16 protein-coding genes are annotated in these 16,323 nt (G+C 54.5%); 3 read left to right on the top strand and 13 right to left on the bottom strand.

Going from position 1 to position 16,323, the window contains the following annotated elements:
* Position 1: 1 nt before the first annotated feature.
* The 9 genes from BUB72_RS16465 to BUB72_RS16430 are packed head-to-tail and all read right to left on the bottom strand — an operon-like array spanning position 2 to position 6,738.
* On the bottom strand, positions 2–655 hold the full coding sequence (locus tag BUB72_RS16465; protein ID WP_073145949.1) for a VirB8 family type IV secretion system protein: 654 nt from the start codon (positions 653–655) through the stop codon (positions 2–4).
* Positions 656–671: 16 nt separating this feature from the next.
* The gene (locus tag BUB72_RS16460; protein WP_175549194.1) at positions 672–1,436 is read right to left on the bottom strand and encodes a type IV secretion system protein; all 765 of its coding nucleotides are present in this window, start codon (positions 1,434–1,436) and stop codon (positions 672–674) included.
* 50 nt (positions 1,437–1,486) lie between these two features.
* Positions 1,487–2,575 (bottom strand): transglycosylase SLT domain-containing protein, encoded by a 1,089-nt coding sequence (locus BUB72_RS16455; protein WP_073145981.1) that lies wholly within the window; start codon positions 2,573–2,575, stop codon positions 1,487–1,489.
* Positions 2,576–2,630: 55 nt separating this feature from the next.
* The gene (locus tag BUB72_RS18900; protein WP_175549193.1) at positions 2,631–2,798 is read right to left on the bottom strand and encodes a hypothetical protein; all 168 of its coding nucleotides are present in this window, start codon (positions 2,796–2,798) and stop codon (positions 2,631–2,633) included.
* Positions 2,795–5,185, bottom strand: coding sequence for a VirB4 family type IV secretion/conjugal transfer ATPase (locus BUB72_RS16450; protein ID WP_425435187.1), 2,391 nt, complete (start codon positions 5,183–5,185; stop codon positions 2,795–2,797). The genes BUB72_RS18900 and BUB72_RS16450 overlap by 4 nt, the downstream gene beginning before the upstream one ends.
* A complete protein-coding gene (locus tag BUB72_RS16445) occupies positions 5,160–5,438 on the bottom strand; it encodes a VirB3 family type IV secretion system protein (RefSeq protein ID WP_073145946.1) in 279 nt (92 codons plus the stop codon). The genes BUB72_RS16450 and BUB72_RS16445 overlap by 26 nt, the downstream gene beginning before the upstream one ends.
* Positions 5,431–5,724: a TrbC/VirB2 family protein gene (locus tag BUB72_RS16440; RefSeq protein WP_073145945.1), complete on the bottom strand. Its 294-nt coding sequence runs from the start codon at positions 5,722–5,724 to the stop codon at positions 5,431–5,433. Before BUB72_RS16440 ends, BUB72_RS16445 begins: the two co-directional genes overlap by 8 nt.
* Positions 5,721–6,341: a lytic transglycosylase domain-containing protein gene (locus BUB72_RS16435; RefSeq protein WP_073145944.1), complete on the bottom strand. Its 621-nt coding sequence runs from the start codon at positions 6,339–6,341 to the stop codon at positions 5,721–5,723. The genes BUB72_RS16440 and BUB72_RS16435 overlap by 4 nt, the downstream gene beginning before the upstream one ends.
* 43 nt (positions 6,342–6,384) lie before the next feature.
* Entirely contained in the window at positions 6,385–6,738 is a 354-nt protein-coding gene (locus tag BUB72_RS16430) for a hypothetical protein (protein WP_073145980.1), read from the bottom strand.
* Between the two features lie 195 nt (positions 6,739–6,933).
* Between BUB72_RS16430 and BUB72_RS16425 the strand changes: the two genes are divergently transcribed.
* Positions 6,934–7,209: a hypothetical protein gene (locus tag BUB72_RS16425; RefSeq protein ID WP_073145979.1), complete on the top strand. Its 276-nt coding sequence runs from the start codon at positions 6,934–6,936 to the stop codon at positions 7,207–7,209.
* 88 nt (positions 7,210–7,297) lie between these two features.
* Here the strand turns inward: BUB72_RS16425 and BUB72_RS18895 are convergent, their stop codons facing one another.
* Positions 7,298–7,471 carry a hypothetical protein gene (locus BUB72_RS18895; RefSeq protein WP_175549192.1) on the bottom strand — a complete coding sequence of 58 codons (174 nt, stop codon included), beginning with the start codon at positions 7,469–7,471 and terminating at the stop codon, positions 7,298–7,300.
* 143 nt (positions 7,472–7,614) lie between these two features.
* On the opposite strand from BUB72_RS18895, the gene BUB72_RS16420 reads away from it, so the two are divergent.
* Together BUB72_RS16420 and BUB72_RS16415 are read left to right on the top strand one after the other, a co-directional pair.
* Positions 7,615–9,240: an RcgA family putative transporter gene (locus tag BUB72_RS16420; RefSeq protein WP_073145943.1), complete on the top strand. Its 1,626-nt coding sequence runs from the start codon at positions 7,615–7,617 to the stop codon at positions 9,238–9,240.
* 57 nt (positions 9,241–9,297) lie between these two features.
* Positions 9,298–10,257, top strand: a complete 960-nt coding sequence (locus tag BUB72_RS16415) for an alpha/beta hydrolase (RefSeq protein ID WP_073145942.1) — start codon at positions 9,298–9,300, stop codon at positions 10,255–10,257.
* Between the two features lie 136 nt (positions 10,258–10,393).
* On the opposite strand, the gene BUB72_RS16410 is transcribed toward BUB72_RS16415, so the two are convergent.
* From BUB72_RS16410 to BUB72_RS16400, 3 genes are all read right to left on the bottom strand, one after another.
* A complete protein-coding gene (locus BUB72_RS16410) occupies positions 10,394–11,719 on the bottom strand; it encodes an APC family permease (protein WP_073145941.1) in 1,326 nt (441 codons plus the stop codon).
* Positions 11,716–13,743 carry an AarF/UbiB family protein gene (locus BUB72_RS16405; RefSeq protein WP_175549191.1) on the bottom strand — a complete coding sequence of 676 codons (2,028 nt, stop codon included), beginning with the start codon at positions 13,741–13,743 and terminating at the stop codon, positions 11,716–11,718. Before BUB72_RS16405 ends, BUB72_RS16410 begins: the two co-directional genes overlap by 4 nt.
* A gap of 230 nt (positions 13,744–13,973) precedes the next feature.
* Positions 13,974–16,313 carry a copper-transporting P-type ATPase gene (locus BUB72_RS16400; RefSeq protein ID WP_175549190.1) on the bottom strand — a complete coding sequence of 780 codons (2,340 nt, stop codon included), beginning with the start codon at positions 16,311–16,313 and terminating at the stop codon, positions 13,974–13,976.
* Positions 16,314–16,323 lie beyond the last annotated feature (10 nt).

Genomic DNA, 16,323 nt, shown 5'->3' with positions numbered 1-16,323 from the left:
ACTAATTCTCCAATCTGTCGGAGCGGATGGAATATTCCAGCACGGTGAAGCCAAAGGGATTGGACCAAACCTGATCAATGGAGCGGCTCGCCTCGGGTCTGAACTCAAACAGCAGCGTGGCGGTGAACAGGCCGGTCTGGACGCCATTGATTGAGTTGAGGCGCTTGCGCAGCCGCACTGTGGCACGATTGATGCCGATCCGGTTGATGCTCAGGACTTCGACGTCCAACCGACCGCTCGTGCCATAAAGCGTGGGCGGGTAGTCCGCATTGGCGCTGTTCCAAATTTGGCGAAGTGAGGCTTCGGCTGCGCCGTCGGATCGCCGCAAAACACTGCGCACACGCACATCATTGTCGAGTTGGTTGTAGACCTCGCGATCACTGATGTAGCGAAACACTTCCGCTTCGATAATGGCTTGGTTTTCCGTAACTGTGGTGGCTCCGACAGAGACCTCGGGAAGTGCAAAGCCGGTCGCAGGATCATAGGGCACGACGACGGGTGGTGGATCGACATCGAGCAGTGCAACAGCCGCCGCACTCAGACAACCCAAGATGCCAAAGATCAGCCCCATGAGGCCGAGCCGTTGCCAAGTCCGCTCACGGCGAAGGGCACCGTAGACTAGTTCTTCTTCAATGATTTCTTGCTCACTCGCCACGCATCATACCTCAGGTTCAATCAGCGCTGAGTTCAGGCAAGGTGAAATCCATGAACCGCTGCTCTTCAGCGATGGTTGCGGCATCGATCACACCACCGGTGCCGTCACCGACGGTTTGAATGGCTTCAAGCTGCCACATGGCAACAAGCGCAATAGCAAGTTCTGCCGTCACACGCGTGTTGAGATCGACGCTTTCCTTCAACTCATCCATGTCGTCGATCAGACCGACCAGCCGATCAACGCGTTCAAGCGATTGGCCTGCATCGCCGTAGCTGTTTTGCGCCGCGGCCGAGACCAGCGCGCCAGTCGTGGCTTGGGTCGCAATCCGGTTGGCGCTTGCGTTCCCGCTGCTGGCCATTTCCGAGAGCGTATCGTCGTCAAACCCAAGGTCAGCCAGAACGCGGTCCATCTGGGTTTCGATTTCGCCTGCGCCCGACCCGGACAGGCCAGAAAAGTCCCCGTTCTTGATGGCTTCGATGGTCGCGATGATATCGCCAAACTCTTGGTCCAAAAGGCCGTTGAGTTCATCCTCCATCTGCGTGCGGATGATTTCAGGCAGCTCGGCGAGACGGGTCAGGGCCTCATAGGTGCGTTGCAGCTCCGCGAGTTGGTCCGTGAGGGTGGCGAGTTGTTCACGAAGCTGCACCAACTGCTCGTTTTGCAAAATCTCGTCTTCGATCATCTGCCGGAGTTGCTGGATATTTTGGGCGATATTCTGGGTGTCGACCACAGGAACGCCTTGGGCGGCCGCCGAGGAACGTGAAGTCGCGTGGAACCCCATAGCAAGCGTACCAACCAGAGCAGTCCTCAAAAGCCAATTTGATCTTCGCATCAGTCCAACTCCTCGATTGTGAAATTCATAAAGTTGCCTTCGGCCATGCGGGCGGAGGCTTGGGCCAGTTCAACCGCGCTCATGGCCCGTGTTCTTGCCGCTTGCAGGCGAATGCGTGCCGCGACAAGGCGCACAAGTTCCGCGCGGGCGTAGGTGTTGAGCGCCATGCTTTCCTGCACATCCTCCGTCTCGGAAATCCGCTCCACGATGTCACGGATCCGCAGGGCTGCCTGTCTGATGGCAGTAGGAGAATTGTTTCCGTAAAAAGCAGCGCCATGCCCTGTGATGGAGAGGTTGGCATTGGCCAGTAGCGCTGGATCGATTGTTCCCAAGGCTTCGATACCGCCGATCCGGCTGAGATAGAGATTGTAGCGTTCGGGAATGACAGTGACGTAGTGCTGGGTTTCGCGAAACGGTGGAACTCCGCTGTATTCAAACACGCGGCCCGGCCCTGCATTGTAGGCGGCAAGTGCGTTGATGATGTTGCCATCAAAGGTGTTAAGTTGCGTGGCCAAGTACCGCGCGCCGCCATGCACCTGCAAATAGGGGCTGTCATAGTATTCTGGATTGATGCCGAGATCGCTCGCTGTGCCCGGCATGATTTGGGTCAGGCCAAACGCGCCAACCGGGGAACGCGCACCGATGGTAAAACGACTTTCCTGCCAAATCAGGGCTTGAAGAAGGGCGCGCCATTGGACGGGAGAGAGTCCGGCACGCCCTACACCCGCAAAGCCGCTGGTCTCTTGAGCGACGCGGATAATGAGTTGTTCGATATTCTGGGCCGCATCGCCAAACATCTGCGTCCCCGCGGGATTGGGATCAACCTCGCCTGAGCCATAAACGGCCTCCACCGACCGGGTAGGATCACCACTTCCAGAGTCCAAGCCGGACACCATCGCAGGCATGCCCTGACCGCCAAAGCTGGTTTGGGCATCCAGAATACGTTCCAGCGTCGCTAATTGCTCCCGCTCAATCTCGGCAATGATTTCGCGCACGGACAGCTTGTCGGCTTGGGTCGCGAGATCAATCTCCCGATCGCCGGTTTCCACGATGTCGCGTATTGTTAGCCCACTATCATTGGTCGGCACACCTTGGGCATGCACGAAGCTGACTGCGGTTGAGAGCCAGAAAAGAAGGGGAAGGCTAGACTTCAATGTCGCCCTCCAATCTGTTGACCGGCGTGAAGATGCAATCCGGTTCTACCGGTGCAACAGCAGCCAAGAAAGTGAAGCAGTTCGCTTGCGGCTCTTGGTATTGTGCGCAGGATGCGAGCACACCAAGTGCGCAGATCAGGATCAGTAATTTCGTCATGTCAATCTCCAGAAGTCCGGTCGTTCGCGGTAGTCAGCGCCAACAAGGGCTTCACCTTTTTCCATGCCGCCCAGGATGGTGAGATTAGCGCCCAAAGCACTGAGATCGGCATCGACGACGATGGAACCTTGGTCGTCGCGAATGAGTGCCAACCGCGAATTGCTGCCAGTGTTCAGCAACACATCGAGTTCTTTCTCGAAGAGGTTCAGCATCGCGTAGTCGGATGCATGGGCGCGGATGTTGGGGAGCAGGATTTGCGTGGGCACCGCCTCGACAATGGTTTTGCCGGTGCGGGTGCGCTCTAACTGGCTCGCGTATTGCGTCATCATCACCGCGACCGTGTTTTGCTTGCGCGCTGTCACCAGCCAGTTTGAAAGGCGTTCGGCAAAGTAAACGTTGTCCAGCGCCTTCCAGGCTTCATCAATGACAATGATCGTAGGGCGACGGTCCTCAATCTCACGCTCCACACGGCGGAACAGATAGCTGAGCACGGCCATCCGTTCTTTCTCGGACTCAGAATCCAGAATACCCGTCAGATCAAACCCGACCACATCGCCTTCGAGAGAGAACGTGTCTTCTAGCGACTGGCCAAATATCCAGCCGTAGCGACCGTCGCTGGTCCACTCGAGCAGTCGCTGGTGCAAATCGCCGCCATCATCGGTGGAGACAAAGAGCGAAGCGAAGTCCTTCCAATTGCGCAAAGCTGGATCGGTGGCGTTCGCGTTTTGGCGCACGACTTCTTGGATGCGGTTGGTTTGAACGGGCGTTAGTGGCTTGTCCGCGCGGTAGAGCAGGGTGCCTAGCCAGTCCGAGAGCCAAGCCGTGCCGCGGTTGTCTACCTCGGTCCAAAGCGGGTTGAGGCCGGTGGCTTGTCCAGCCTTCAATGCTGCATAGCTGCCCCCGTTGGCACGGACCGCCATCTCCATACCTAGACGGTAATCAAAGACGAAGATCCGAGCGCCTGCTCGACGGGCTTGGGTCATAAGGAAGGCGGAGAGGACAGATTTGCCCGATCCGGGTCGCCCCATGATTAAAGTGTGTCCGCTGGTCGGCTCTTTGTCTGGGCTGCCTTGCTCGTGATAAGAAAACCGATAGGCACTTTGCTCGGGCGTCGGCAGCATGGTGATAACTTTGCCCCAAGGCACGTCACCCGCCCCTTTGCCGAGTTGTGTGCGATGAAACGCTGCGAAATCCGCAAAGTTGCGATTGGTGATGGCACTGGCGCGAACCCGCTTGGGCTGATTGCCGGGGTGCTGGCTGAGATAATGCGCCTTGGCAGCAACCCGCTCGCCGATCATCTTCACGCCTTCAGCGGCAGCTGCATTGACGATCTCGGCGCTCAACGTCTGCAGCTCATCAAGCGTGTCGCAGAAGATGGTTACAACCATATGATGTTCGCCAAAACTCCGGCGTTTGGCTTCGAGATCATCGGCGGCAATGTCCAGCGCTTCCATCAGTGACAGGGCGGCATCCTGCGAGGCTTGCATCTGTCGTTTCTGGCGCTTGATCCGCCCTGCCATGAGGTTGGAATTGATTGGCGTGAACGAATGGGTGACGATCATGTCGACCGGCAGGTTCAGCATGTCAAACATCGTGCAGGACGTCGCCTCTGAATATTCCCCGATGGTGAAACTCTTGCCGTAGCGGTGGCCTACGACGCCTTCTGAAAGCTCAAAGTGATCCTCAAAAAAGGTTACGCGGGTATTGGCGACGTTGAACGACAGAAACCCATAAGAGTTGGCTGGGTAGAGCGGCAGTTCCTGACCCGTGTTCAATGCGCTGAGAAAGCCGATCAACTCGCCAGATTTTGCAGATAAAACCCGTGGCTTCAGATCTGTCAGGCCTGACACAAACACATTCACCGCCTCGCCAAGACGGCGCAGGCGTTTCTGGGTCGCTTCCTTGAGCCGTTCTGGCGCGCTGTGATTGAGAAACGGCAGAAAGTTCTTCGGGGGCGGGCGATGAATGACCGTGAGTGTCAGAGTTTTGTCTCGGAGGCCACTGGTGGCGAGTTTCTCGCGCCAGAGTCGATCCACCTCGCCAGCCAAGCTGTCGTCAGCTATGGGCTCCAATTCCGGCGCGATCGCTTTCGACACCTTGTGGACGTAGTAGCTGAACTCTGGCCCCAGCTGCGCGACGATACGTGCAAAGAGGGACGTGACCTTGTCGAGGTAAGCATCGTCGGTCGTGTAGCTGTTCACCCCATCCAGACGGATACATTGAAACAGCTCGTTGACCCGCGTGCGTACTGTTTGATCATCGACCAAACTGACATAAGGCAGCATATGCGCGAGGCGTGTCTCACGAGCATACCAGTCTGGCGTCAATGTGCGGGTGTCGAGGGTCTCGTCGCCGGTTTTATCAAGGTGCATAGCTGTCGCCGCCATGAACTTGCCTGTTTCGAGTGGGAGGCGTTTCTTGCAAGGCCGTCATCATCACGTCGATGAAGCGCGGATCCCAATCTGCTGCTTTCCACAGCACTGGATAGAGCACGATCGCAACCCCGAGGATCACGATGTGCTGAACCCAGACGAACAACAGCACCGAGCCAAAGAGCCAGACCATCGCATACATGATGGGCAGGCCCAAAAGCTTGGGCGGGCGCACGAGGCCGAGGAAGAGGGGAGAGCGCTCAGCCACCAGCGAAAACTGCAGCGACGATGGTAGGGGCTGCCGCAACACCGGCGATGCCGACGAGCACCCAGAGCGCTTGGCGCAGATCGATGATGTTGAAGAACCAGCTCAGAAAGACACCGAGAACCGCGAGTGTGGCGATGACGACGCCAAGCGGGCCGGTCAGAGCGTCAACGATGCCCTGTAGCAGGCTTTGGATCGGAGAGAGGTCGATGCTTTGCGCAAGTGCAGGTCCCGCGACCATCAAAAACAACGCCAATGATGCCGTGAACAGGGATGTAAAATGTCTCATGGGTTTGTTCCTTCTAGTCGAGCGATCACCGCCATGACGCGGGCCACATGATTTTGGGTTTCTCGGTAAGGGGGTATTCCGCCATATTGGCGCACGGCATCGGGACCGGCGTTGTAGGCTGCCAAAGCAAGGCTCGGATCGCCAAAGAGCTCAAGCATCATCGCAAGATAGCGGGCTGAACCATCGAGGTTCTGGAGGGGATCGCGCGGATCAACACCGAGGTCGCGCGCGGTTGCGGGCATCAGCTGTCCAAGACCAAGTGCGCCAGCGCTGGAAACCGCGCTCTGCCGATAGGCGCTTTCGATTTCTATGTTGGCGCGGAAGAGGGTGAGCCAGTTTGAAACTGAAAGCTCCGCACGGCGCAGCCCGGGGTGGCTGCCATATCGTAGCGCCGTGGCCTCAATCGCCGAAAGAATGTCTGCTCGGGGCAGGGGAGTACGCGGCGCGATGGCGGCGATGCGGATTTCCTCTGGTGCTGCGACAACGTCAATTTCGTCAAGTATGGCGAGTGCATCGGCTGCCGAGCCTTGGCCTACGCCGTCATTGTAGTTCCGAGCAAAGCTGTTTTGGGATTGCGTAGCCGTCAGCGAGCCGTCGCTCTCCATGACCAAAACCATTTGGGCTGCCGCAGGTGGTGCAAGCAGCCAAACGAAGAGAACGCTAGTCGCTGCTGCCTTTGACGGGTTCAATGAGCCTATGCGTGGTTCGCTGCCCCTCTTCGAGCGGGACATCTGCATGCGTGAAGCCGATGCCAACCAAGAAGGACACGACGCCAGTGATGGTCTTGAATTCGCGGATTTTGATGTCGTTGTGGGTTGTGCGGGTCCGGGCCGTAACCAAGGTCTTTTCCACGCCGTCATCACTGACAGCGCGCATGATCCAGATACCGTAATAGCTCGGACCCTTCTTGTGCGCAGATTCCTGGCACAAGATTTCGGCGCTATAACCGCTTTCCACGAGTTCGCGGAATCTAGCCTCTGTGACCACATTCGGTACTTCTACTTCCCAGTTCATAACCGCGATCACACTTCTCTCATCTCGAGACGCATGATCGCCATGTCCACCATGGACACCACGAACATACGAAAGTATATTAATGAAGCGCAAGATATAATATTGCGATTCTGATGTAGTATTTGTCCTCGGGCAGATCAGCCCGACGGTTTTGCCGTGCTGCGGAACATAGAGGATTCTTGCCCCAAGATGAAGATGCTGCATTTGATCCCGCAAGTTATACTATTGAGCGCTGTGGTTGGAAGTTCAGCAAGCAGCGCCACCTGTCTCGCACCAGAGCGGCCCTTTGTTCCGAGCGACCCTGTGGTGGCTGTCGAATATGCTGATCTGATCCGACAGGATTTTGAGAACTACTTCCGAGGCATTCTGCGGTATTTCCAGTGTTTGGATGGAGAAAGAGCACGCGTGTTCGACGAAGCGCGTGAGATCAGCAAGGAGTATAGCAAATTTATCGAGACTATTGACCAGTAAGGAGTGAATGATCAGACTAATTGCTATTGATAACATCACTGCGTACTTTGGAAGTATCGATGATGTGGATAGCTATAGAGAATGAGGCTTACGACCTAAACACGACGTCTTCGTGCACTTCGTCCTTCCACATCGGCATTTGCTCGCCTGTATTCCATTCGAATAGCCAGCCAACGATTTCGTGCGATTTCCGGTCTAAGATGAAACTTACAAACCGTGCTTCGAGCCTGTGATCGAAACGATGTTCCAAGAGTTCAGGCATGAGAATTTCCTTAAGATATCGTTGTTAAAGAAAAATGTCTAAATCGGAAAAGAATACGCTTTTAGATCATACTCCGATGGCAAAACAGTCACGCAATCAAACGAAAAATTACGAAACAGAACGAAATTATTTCTTTCAAACACATGATCAAAAACGATAAATTTTTTGTTGCCCCGACACACAATGGTCTTGATTTCAAGACCTTGTTCAATAGGCTTTCTGCAGCAGGTGCTGGTCGACCTATGGAAAAGGATGGGTTTTCCCCGAGTCCCTGGACGGCGGAGCTTCTCGCCGACGCAATTTCTCAGATCGATGAAAACGGATCAGGAATAGAGCTTCGAACCGTACAGCTTTGGTTTCAGGATAACGACAGGGGCGTGAGCCCGGACAATCTAAGGTGGCTGGCAAGGATTTTTGGGTGTGATGATCCGGTTGCAACGAGCCAATGGCAGATTGAGCTTGCAGCGGCTCAGTCAAAATTAGCGACTAACAGGCGCGAACGGAAGGAAGCGGAACGTAGGGCTGCCGAAGAACTCAGAGCGTCTGCAGCTACCAGTATTGGACCCGTTGCGAAGGCCATCAGACTTGAGAATGAACCCGGACCGCGAAAACGATCTCGATCTTTGGCAGCGAGATCGGAAGCTCTGTTCTCAGAAACAGATTCGCTGAATTTACCGATCGCAATCTGGGCATGTGGCGGTTTGCTATGGTTCTTGGTCTATATTGCTGGCGTTCACAGCATTACTTACAGTTTGGTAACGGATCAGGAAAAGCAAGTTGGGTTTTTGTGGGCGCCGAGTTGGACTGTTGATCGTATGGTCTTTATCCCGCTGTTCACAATCGCTGTCGGAGGGCTGCTAAACTTCTGGAAGAAGGAACAGCGTTTGTTGATTATTCTGGGAAATCCAAGAACGACCGAAGACGCTAGCTGGACAAAAAAGCTCGAGACTTATGCTTTTCCTTTCTGGGCGATCTTATGCGTTTGTTTTGTGATCGTGTTCTTAGTTCAATGGGCCGGAGTATATCTACGCCCTCTGAGCCGCGGGACTATTGGCGATTCTATGGTGGACTGGATTCTCGTGGCGGTCGTCCGTCCAGACGTCGTTTCGATCACTGAAGCGATAGTTTTGTCGGGGCTGGCAAACCTCTACTCGGCTTTCGCCTATTGGTGCTATTTTACCGGCCTCCTGTTTCTCTTCATAGTCGTTAACGATTTTTGCCAGGCGTGCAGCGAACAACGGCTTGAGATTCGTGACGAAGATCGACGGAAAGTCTTCGCGGTTGGAGGTCGAGTATTGGGATTTGTATTCCGCTGCACAATACTAGGCCTGTTCTCAGCCACATCCATCAAGTTGAACGCCGTATATTTGATATCAGACGCGGAGAATATCTTAGTTTGGATGACTAGCGATGCGCTCACTGCCATGGGTTTGCGCCACGAAGAGTGGGGCTGGCTTACTCGAGGTCCTTCGGCGTACATGACTAGTTTTTTTGTTCTGTTTATTACTTGCTTCATTTTCTTGATCTGCTTGGCTCAGACCTACCGTGCCTTGGAGCAGGTCTCGGCATTCAACGAAGCGTCAGCTTCAGGTGATACTCAGTTGTTCAAAAGCCTGTTGAGCGCGTCGAGGGTTTCTTGGTTGAAGATGACCGTTGTTGTAGGGTTGCTCGTTGTGAATTTTATTCTGATTGGCCAATTTACGGGCTTTTCCATCCTTCTTGCTGTCAGTGTCCTGGTGGCGACATACAGTCTCATTATTCGGATTTAGGCGCTGTACAAAAAACAACGGTAATCAACGTGACGAAACTCGAAGGAAACTAGAATTATGGAAAGGGCTCCTTTTTATTCTGAGATTGCAGATGCGCCAGCAAACGGCAGGGCCCACTGGATTTATACGGAAGATGGATTGCGGCTCCGTGTGGCGATATGGAAAGCAGAAAACCCCGAGAAGGGTTCCATTTTGGTGTTTCCAGGCAGGACCGAATTCGTAGAGACGTTTGGTCGTACGGTAGCAGATTTCGAAAAATTTGGATACTCATCCTTCGTGATTGATTGGCGAGGGCATGGGCTTTCTGATCGCGTAGCTGAAGATCCGATAACTGGACATGTGAATCGGTTTTCCGACTATCACAAAGACGTCGCGGCTATGATCAAAGCGGCACATGAACTGGATCTGCCGAAACCCTGGTATTTGGTAGGGAATTCAATGGGAGCCTGCATTGGCTTACGCGCTCTGATCGACGGGCTACCAGTGGCTGCCTGCGCGTTTTGCGCCCCGATGTGGGACATTGAGCTTTCGCCTGTTCAGCGTTTGGCCGCATGGCCTGTGTCGTGGACTGCCCAGATGGTAGGGAAGGGCCAGACCTATGCTCCCGGTCACTCCGGCGAGAGCTATATCCTCAGCGTTGGTTTTCCAGACAACAGGCGAACCAATGACCCCGACATGTATCAATACATGGTCAATCAAGCTCAGAAGGCTCCTGATCTGCATACAGGCGGACCCAGCATGGGTTGGCTCTATCAAACACTCACCGAAACACGTAGTTTATCCAAAATGCCGTCTCCTGAACTGCCATGTATCACCTTCTGCCCAGACCATGATGAACTCATCAGTGTCCCTGCTGTACGCGAACGCATGGCTCGCTGGCCCGGCGGTAGGATTGAGATCATTCAGGATGCCAAACACAACTTATTGTTGGAACCACCAGAAATTCGCGAGAGTGTAATGACTAAAATATGCGAGCTGTTTTCAGCTGAAAGAAAGAACCCCGGACCCTCCGAATGAGGAAAGTGCATCTGACTACAGAAGCTGGAGGGGCGCCGATGTTGTAGTCTAAATCTGATCTCGATTCGCGAAAGCCCGCATATAGTATACTTCCACTCAGGACATCAATAAGCCCTACTATAAAAGATGCGTGCCGCTAGTCCCCGCCATCGTCCTCTGGGGCGGCCCAATGCGACAGATATATCCGCTCATAAGCGAAGACAGCTGTGATGGCGATGACTGCATAAAGCACGATCATGGGATCAGATCTCAGTTTCATCGTTGCGAACGCTATCAGAACAATCGCGTCAAATCCCAGGGCGCACAGCAATATCGCTCCGCTTGCGCCGATTTCTTTGCGCAGGTGCCGAAACACTCCCCAATGCACCAGCATATCCATAATCAGATAGAAAAATGCGCCAAGGGAAGCGATACGGCTCAGGTCGAAAAAGACGGCCAGCGTTGATGCAAGGACCACAGTGTAAACCAACGTATGGCTGCGAATTGGGCCTGACATGCCAAAATGACTGTGAGGGATCATTTTCATTTCGGTCAGCATCGCCAGCATACGTGAGACGGCAAAGACACTTGCCAAAACACCTGATGCAGTTGCGACGGCCGCAAGTACGACAGTGAAATAAAAACCTGCCTGACCGAAGGCCGGTTCAGCCGCTTCGGCGAGCGAATAGTCTTTTGATTCAACAATCTCATCAATCGTCAGGTTGGAACCAACCGCTAGAGCTACCAGCAGGTAAATCATAATGCAGATCGCAATAGAGATCATGATGGTTCGACCAACATTTCGGTGTGGATCGGTGATCTCGCCGCCGCTGTTTGTAATTGTAGTAAAGCCCTTGAACGCGAGGATCGAAAGAGCCACAGACGCCACAAAGCCCGTTGTACTAAATCCGCTGACATTGCCGCTGGCCTCTGGAAGACTGAACCCACCGGACCAGAGAGCCACGATGCCGAATAATGCGATGCCGCCGATCTTTATCACCGCCATGATGATCGACAGAAGGCCAACGGACCTGTTGCCTGATATGTTCACAAGAAATGCAAACAGGATCACTCCGACCGCCAGGATCGGAACCAATGGGCCCCCTGCAATATCGAACGGACGCAAGACATATGTCGCAAATGTTCGTGCAACGAGACTTTCAGAGATGACCATCGAGAGCGCCATTAAAAGTGAGGCAGCGGCTGCAATCGCGCCGGGCCCATATGCCTTTTGCAGGATCATCGCGATCCCGCCTGAGGATGGCCATGCATTGGACATCTTGATGTAGCTGTAGGCACTAAAAGATGTGATGATCGCACCCAATACAAAGGACAGGGCAAAGTAGGGACCCGCTAATTGAGCGATCTGCCCGGTCAGCGCGAAAATTCCCGCCCCAATCATTACCCCGGTGCCCATGCCCACAGCGCCAAAGAGGCTGATCGAGTCTTTGTTGGGATCCTCATCGCCATGAGAGTGTGTCATGTTTCGGCCTTTGTATTGTTTTGCTGACTTGGTCGGGCCGGATCCATATTCCAGCGAAAATCACAGTGGTCATCGCCCATTGCGATGGTGCCCGTCCGCTCCAGTTTTCCGCCCCATTTTTGCGCCAGCGGGTAGTCCAATGCGCACCAAGTCTTCACGCACAGACCGCTGGCGTCATGTTGTTTGAAGAACGATGCAACTGGGCACTTTGTGCAGTCAAAACCTACGGTATTCGGGTCGGTGTCGATGTCTCGCCATCCATACGCCGGGTCACCAAACGGGAATTTTCGGAAGACGTTAGTCGCTATACGCATCTGTTTGGTTGGATCAGCGGACAGTGTCTTGGCCAGCATAAGTGGCAGTTCTGACATGGGCTCGTAGATCGACCAGCCAATTTGATACACGAGACCGTGCGCCTCTTCGGGGCTCTGACCCTGTGCGACCAAGCTTTCGTAAATCGCCAGAGTGAGCGCGGCGAGATGGGTTGTGATCATCGCACCCGTCGTTTCTGCTATGCGTAGATTGCGCTCCAATTCATCATAACGACGCCATGTCGCTTTCAGAATATCTGGCACATTTAAGGCGGGTTTGGTGGCCTGTAGAATTGGCAGCGCATGATGCTCCACCAAATCGCGTAGCATAGTTCGCCCCCCGTCAACATTTGTCAGCCCGATTTGTGATGCAAGGTCATTTGCCAGCGCCTTGGTCGTGGACCAATCCCAGTCCTCATCCATAGCGGTTTGCGGCGGCAGTTCGCCAAGTAGCAGAAGCTCGGGCAAAATTTGTGACGCGCGTTTGGCCAATCTGTTGGGGGAAGCCACGCGCGCTGCAAATTCCCGAGCGATGTATGGCCGCGAAAGCTGTTCAAATCGCGCATCGGGTGCCAGTTCGAACAACAAGGCTTCCGCTGTCGTCAGCGCCTTTGCATGCAACATCAGACTTGCGGGAAAAACAAACCCAGTTTGATACCCGGCCTGCATCATCTCTAAGTATATCTTTGCAAGGCTCGTTTCGCGTAGGGGAGAGGTATAAAATTCCTCTGCCAGTTTCGCGAACTGGCCGAAGAAAGCGGCCTCGTCTGCGTCAGGTAATGCATCTGTTTGAGCGCGAAAATGATGGAAGGCGCGGCGCGTCTGTCCTTGAACAACGGCCATCCAATACAGAATGAAGCGGTCTTGTTGACGTGGCTCCAATTGGCCGTACATACCAAAATCAAGCAGCGTCAGTCGCCCGTCAGAATGAAACACGATGTTGCCAGGGTGCAGGTCTGCATGGAACAAGCCATCGGACACGAACATCTTGAGCAGCATATTGACCAGACCGCTCACCAACTTGTCTTTCTTTTCATCGGTCAATATCGCAGCCGCATCGCCGAGGTGCAGCCCTTCAACCCAATCCATCGTCAAAACGCGCCGTGTGGTCAGTTTTTGGTAGGTGTTGGGGATTGTTACGGTATCGTGACCGACGAAATTCAGACGAAACCTTTCTATCGTTTGGGCTTCGGCAGCGAAATCCAACTCGTTCAGGGTGTATCGTCGGAACTCAGCAAAAAAATCTGACAGGTTTGATCGACGCAGCTTGCGGGGCACAATTTTGGCTAAAATCGTAATGCCGAAGCTTAGCGCCGCCATATCCCGTGAGATCAATGCATCCATATCAGGTCGTTGAACCTTGACCGCGACTACGGTGCCGTCTTTCAAAGTGGCCCGATGCACTTGTGCCAACGACGCTGAAGCGACTGGGTCGCACTCGAATGTCTCAAAGTGATCAGCCAGTTTGCCACCAAGTTCGGTTTTGATGGTTGCCTTGATGACGTCCAGTGGAACCACTGGAGCCCGTTCTTGCAGTCGTTCCAGCGCAGCGACGTATTCTTCAGGCAGAATATCGGGCCGAGTGCTGAGAATCTGGCCCAGTTTGACGAATGTAGGGCCGAGCTCGATTAGGGCCTCAACAAACCGAGTCGGGTCGGTTTCGCCACGGGACTGCAAGTTGTATCGACGCAATGCCCGCACTTCACGGCGCAAGGTCCACAAAATCACGCTCAATCGCCGAACCTTCGAAAACCGCGTCAAGTGCCGAACCCAAAGTGTGGGGTGAAGCAATGGCAAACCCCAAGAAAAATCAGATTTTTCAGTGCGCGGCTTCTTGTCCAGATCATGACCCCAGGTCCCATGCCCACAGCACTATTGAGACTGATCGAGCCATTGTTTATGTCTGCGCCGTTGTGGTCATATTGCATTGGATACCCTTCGCCTTAGATTTTTGCACTGCGCAACCGCAGTGCGTTCAGCACAACGGAAATCGAAGACGCGCTCATGGCGAATGCGGCGAACATGGGGCTGATCAATATCCCGAAGAAGGGGAACAAAATGCCCGCAGCAACCGGAACACCTGCCGTGTTGTAGATCAGCGCAAAGAACAGGTTTTGGCGGATGTTGCGCATCGTCGCACTTGCCAAGCGGCGCGCGCGCACGATCCCGTCAAGGTTCCCCTTCAAAAGGGTGATCCCTGCGCTTTCAATCGCGACATCTGCCCCCGTCCCCATCGCAATACCGACGTCGGCTTGCGCCAATGCAGGTGCGTCGTTCACGCCGTCACCGGCCATAGCAACCTTTGCGCCAGCTTCCTGCAATTCACGCACGATACGGGCCTTGTCTTCGGGCAGAACGTCGGCGCGAATTTCGTCGATCCCCAGACGGGCTCCAATCGCTTTGGCGGTGCGTTCATTGTCACCTGTGGCCATGATGATCCGAAACCCTAGTTCATGGAGTGCTTTAAGGGCTGCCGGGGTCGTTTCCTTGACCGGATCCGCAACACTGACTAGGCCCGCAATCGCTCCGTCAAGCACGACAAACATTACCGTTTCACCTTCGTCACGGCGCAAGTTTGCCTTGCCGACCAAGTTGCCACCCTCAAGGCTCATGTCCGTGATCAACGCGCGATTACCAAGGGCTACATTTTTACCATCAACAACACCTTTGACGCCTTTGCCAGTTATCGCCTCGAAGTCCGTTGCGGTGACCATGTCCACGCCACGATCTTCCGCGCCGCGTACAATCGCTTCTGCCAAAGGATGCTCAGACCCGCGCTCGAGCGAGGCTGCCAGACGCAGCACTTCGGCCTCATCGTGGCCTGTTTCCGGCATGACCGCGACCAATACTGGCTTGCCTTCGGTTAAGGTACCGGTCTTGTCGACGATCAATGTGTCGACCTTTTCGAACCGCTCCAGGGCTTCGGCGTTTTTGATCAAGACGCCAGCTTGCGCGCCACGCCCAGTAGCGGTCATGATCGACATCGGCGTCGCTAGACCCAACGCGCAAGGACATGCAATAATCAAGACCGCGACCGCTGAAATAAGCGCATAGGACAACGCGGGGGCCGGACCCCACAGCGCCCATGCCCCGAAGGCAAGAATGGCGATCAAGATCACGATTGGGACAAAGAACCCAGCGACTTGGTCTGCATATTTTTGGATAGGCGCGCGACTGCGTTGCGCGCTCGATACCATCTCGACAATTTGGGACAGCATCGTATCGGAGCCTACGCGCGTGGCGGCGATAACGAGACTACCTGTGCCGTTGATGGTTGCGCCTGTTACGGCGTCGCCGGACACTTTTTCGACGGGCACCGGCTCGCCTGTAATCATGCTTTCGTCGATCGACGACCGCCCGTCGGTAACGATGCCATCCACCGGCACCTTGTCACCCGGACGGACGCGCAGCCGGTCACCGACTTGGACATCCTCCAGCGGAATTTCTTCTTCGGTGTCGTCACCCCGGATCACGCGTGCCGTCTTGGCCGCCATGTCGAGGAGCGCACGGATGGCTTTGCCGGTGCCTTCACGTGCGCGCAATTCCATCAGCTGGCCTAACAAGACCAAGGTAACAATAACCGCAGCGGCCTCAAAGTAAACGCCTACGTTGCCCTCCGCATCCCTAAAACCGCTCGGGAAAACGGATGGAATAAGGACAGCGACAATACTGAATATCCAAGCTGCCATGACCCCCATCGCGATCAGAGAAAACATATTCAGATTCAACGTTCGGAATGAATTCCATCCGCGCACCAAGAAGGGCCAGCCACTATAAAGGACGACGGGCGTTCCAAGGATCAATTCAATCCACAGCGTGGCGCGCTCACCGAATATCTCACGAACCGGCAACCCCAGATATGGGCCCATTGTCAGGATCAACAACGGAATTGTGAGGATAGTCCCGAACCAGAACCGGCGGGTAAAATCATTCAATTCTGGGTTTGGGCCAGCATCCATTGAAGCCGACTCCAGCTCAAGCCCCATACCGCAAATTGGACAAGACCCGGCATGAGGCTGGCGCACTTCTGGATGCATCGGGCAGGTATAAACTGGCCCGGAAAATCCGGCGGGGACGATATCCAAGTCACCATCCGGCGCTTTCTCGGGCGAATGATGGCCGTGGTGCCCATGGTCTGCATGGGCGGTTTTATCTGCTTGCGTCTTTGTCACCAAATGCATCCCGCACTTCGGGCAATTTCCGGGTCCGTCTTGCTGCACCTCGGGGTGCATGGGGCAAACATAAAGTGATGTATCTGCGTTTGAATGGATATGCTGAGCCATGGATTATTCC

It is taken from the genome of Litoreibacter ascidiaceicola (assembly GCF_900129235.1).
GTDB classification, from domain to species: Bacteria; Pseudomonadota; Alphaproteobacteria; order Rhodobacterales; family Rhodobacteraceae; genus Litoreibacter; species Litoreibacter ascidiaceicola.
Note: the sequence above shows the minus strand (reverse complement) of the source record. Positions and strands in the feature narration are given on the sequence as shown.

Excerpts from the sequence above, each read along its gene's own strand:
- BUB72_RS16460 (WP_175549194.1), bottom strand. The coding sequence starts at position 1,436 with ATGGGGTTCCACGCGACTTCACGTTCCTCGGCGGCCGCCCAAGGCGTT.
- BUB72_RS18900 (WP_175549193.1), bottom strand. The coding sequence starts at position 2,798 with ATGACGAAATTACTGATCCTGATCTGCGCACTTGGTGTGCTCGCATCC.
- BUB72_RS16450 (WP_425435187.1), bottom strand. The coding sequence starts at position 5,185 with ATGGCGGCGACAGCTATGCACCTTGATAAAACCGGCGACGAGACCCTC.
- BUB72_RS16440 (WP_073145945.1), bottom strand. The coding sequence starts at position 5,724 with ATGAGACATTTTACATCCCTGTTCACGGCATCATTGGCGTTGTTTTTG.
- BUB72_RS16435 (WP_073145944.1), bottom strand. The coding sequence starts at position 6,341 with ATGGTTTTGGTCATGGAGAGCGACGGCTCGCTGACGGCTACGCAATCC.
- BUB72_RS16430 (WP_073145980.1), bottom strand. The coding sequence starts at position 6,738 with ATGAACTGGGAAGTAGAAGTACCGAATGTGGTCACAGAGGCTAGATTC.
- BUB72_RS16425 (WP_073145979.1), top strand. The coding sequence starts at position 6,934 with ATGCTGCATTTGATCCCGCAAGTTATACTATTGAGCGCTGTGGTTGGA.
- BUB72_RS18895 (WP_175549192.1), bottom strand. The coding sequence starts at position 7,471 with ATGCCTGAACTCTTGGAACATCGTTTCGATCACAGGCTCGAAGCACGG.
- BUB72_RS16420 (WP_073145943.1), top strand. The coding sequence starts at position 7,615 with ATGATCAAAAACGATAAATTTTTTGTTGCCCCGACACACAATGGTCTT.
- BUB72_RS16415 (WP_073145942.1), top strand. The coding sequence starts at position 9,298 with ATGGAAAGGGCTCCTTTTTATTCTGAGATTGCAGATGCGCCAGCAAAC.
- BUB72_RS16410 (WP_073145941.1), bottom strand. The coding sequence starts at position 11,719 with ATGACACACTCTCATGGCGATGAGGATCCCAACAAAGACTCGATCAGC.
- BUB72_RS16400 (WP_175549190.1), bottom strand. The coding sequence starts at position 16,313 with ATGGCTCAGCATATCCATTCAAACGCAGATACATCACTTTATGTTTGC.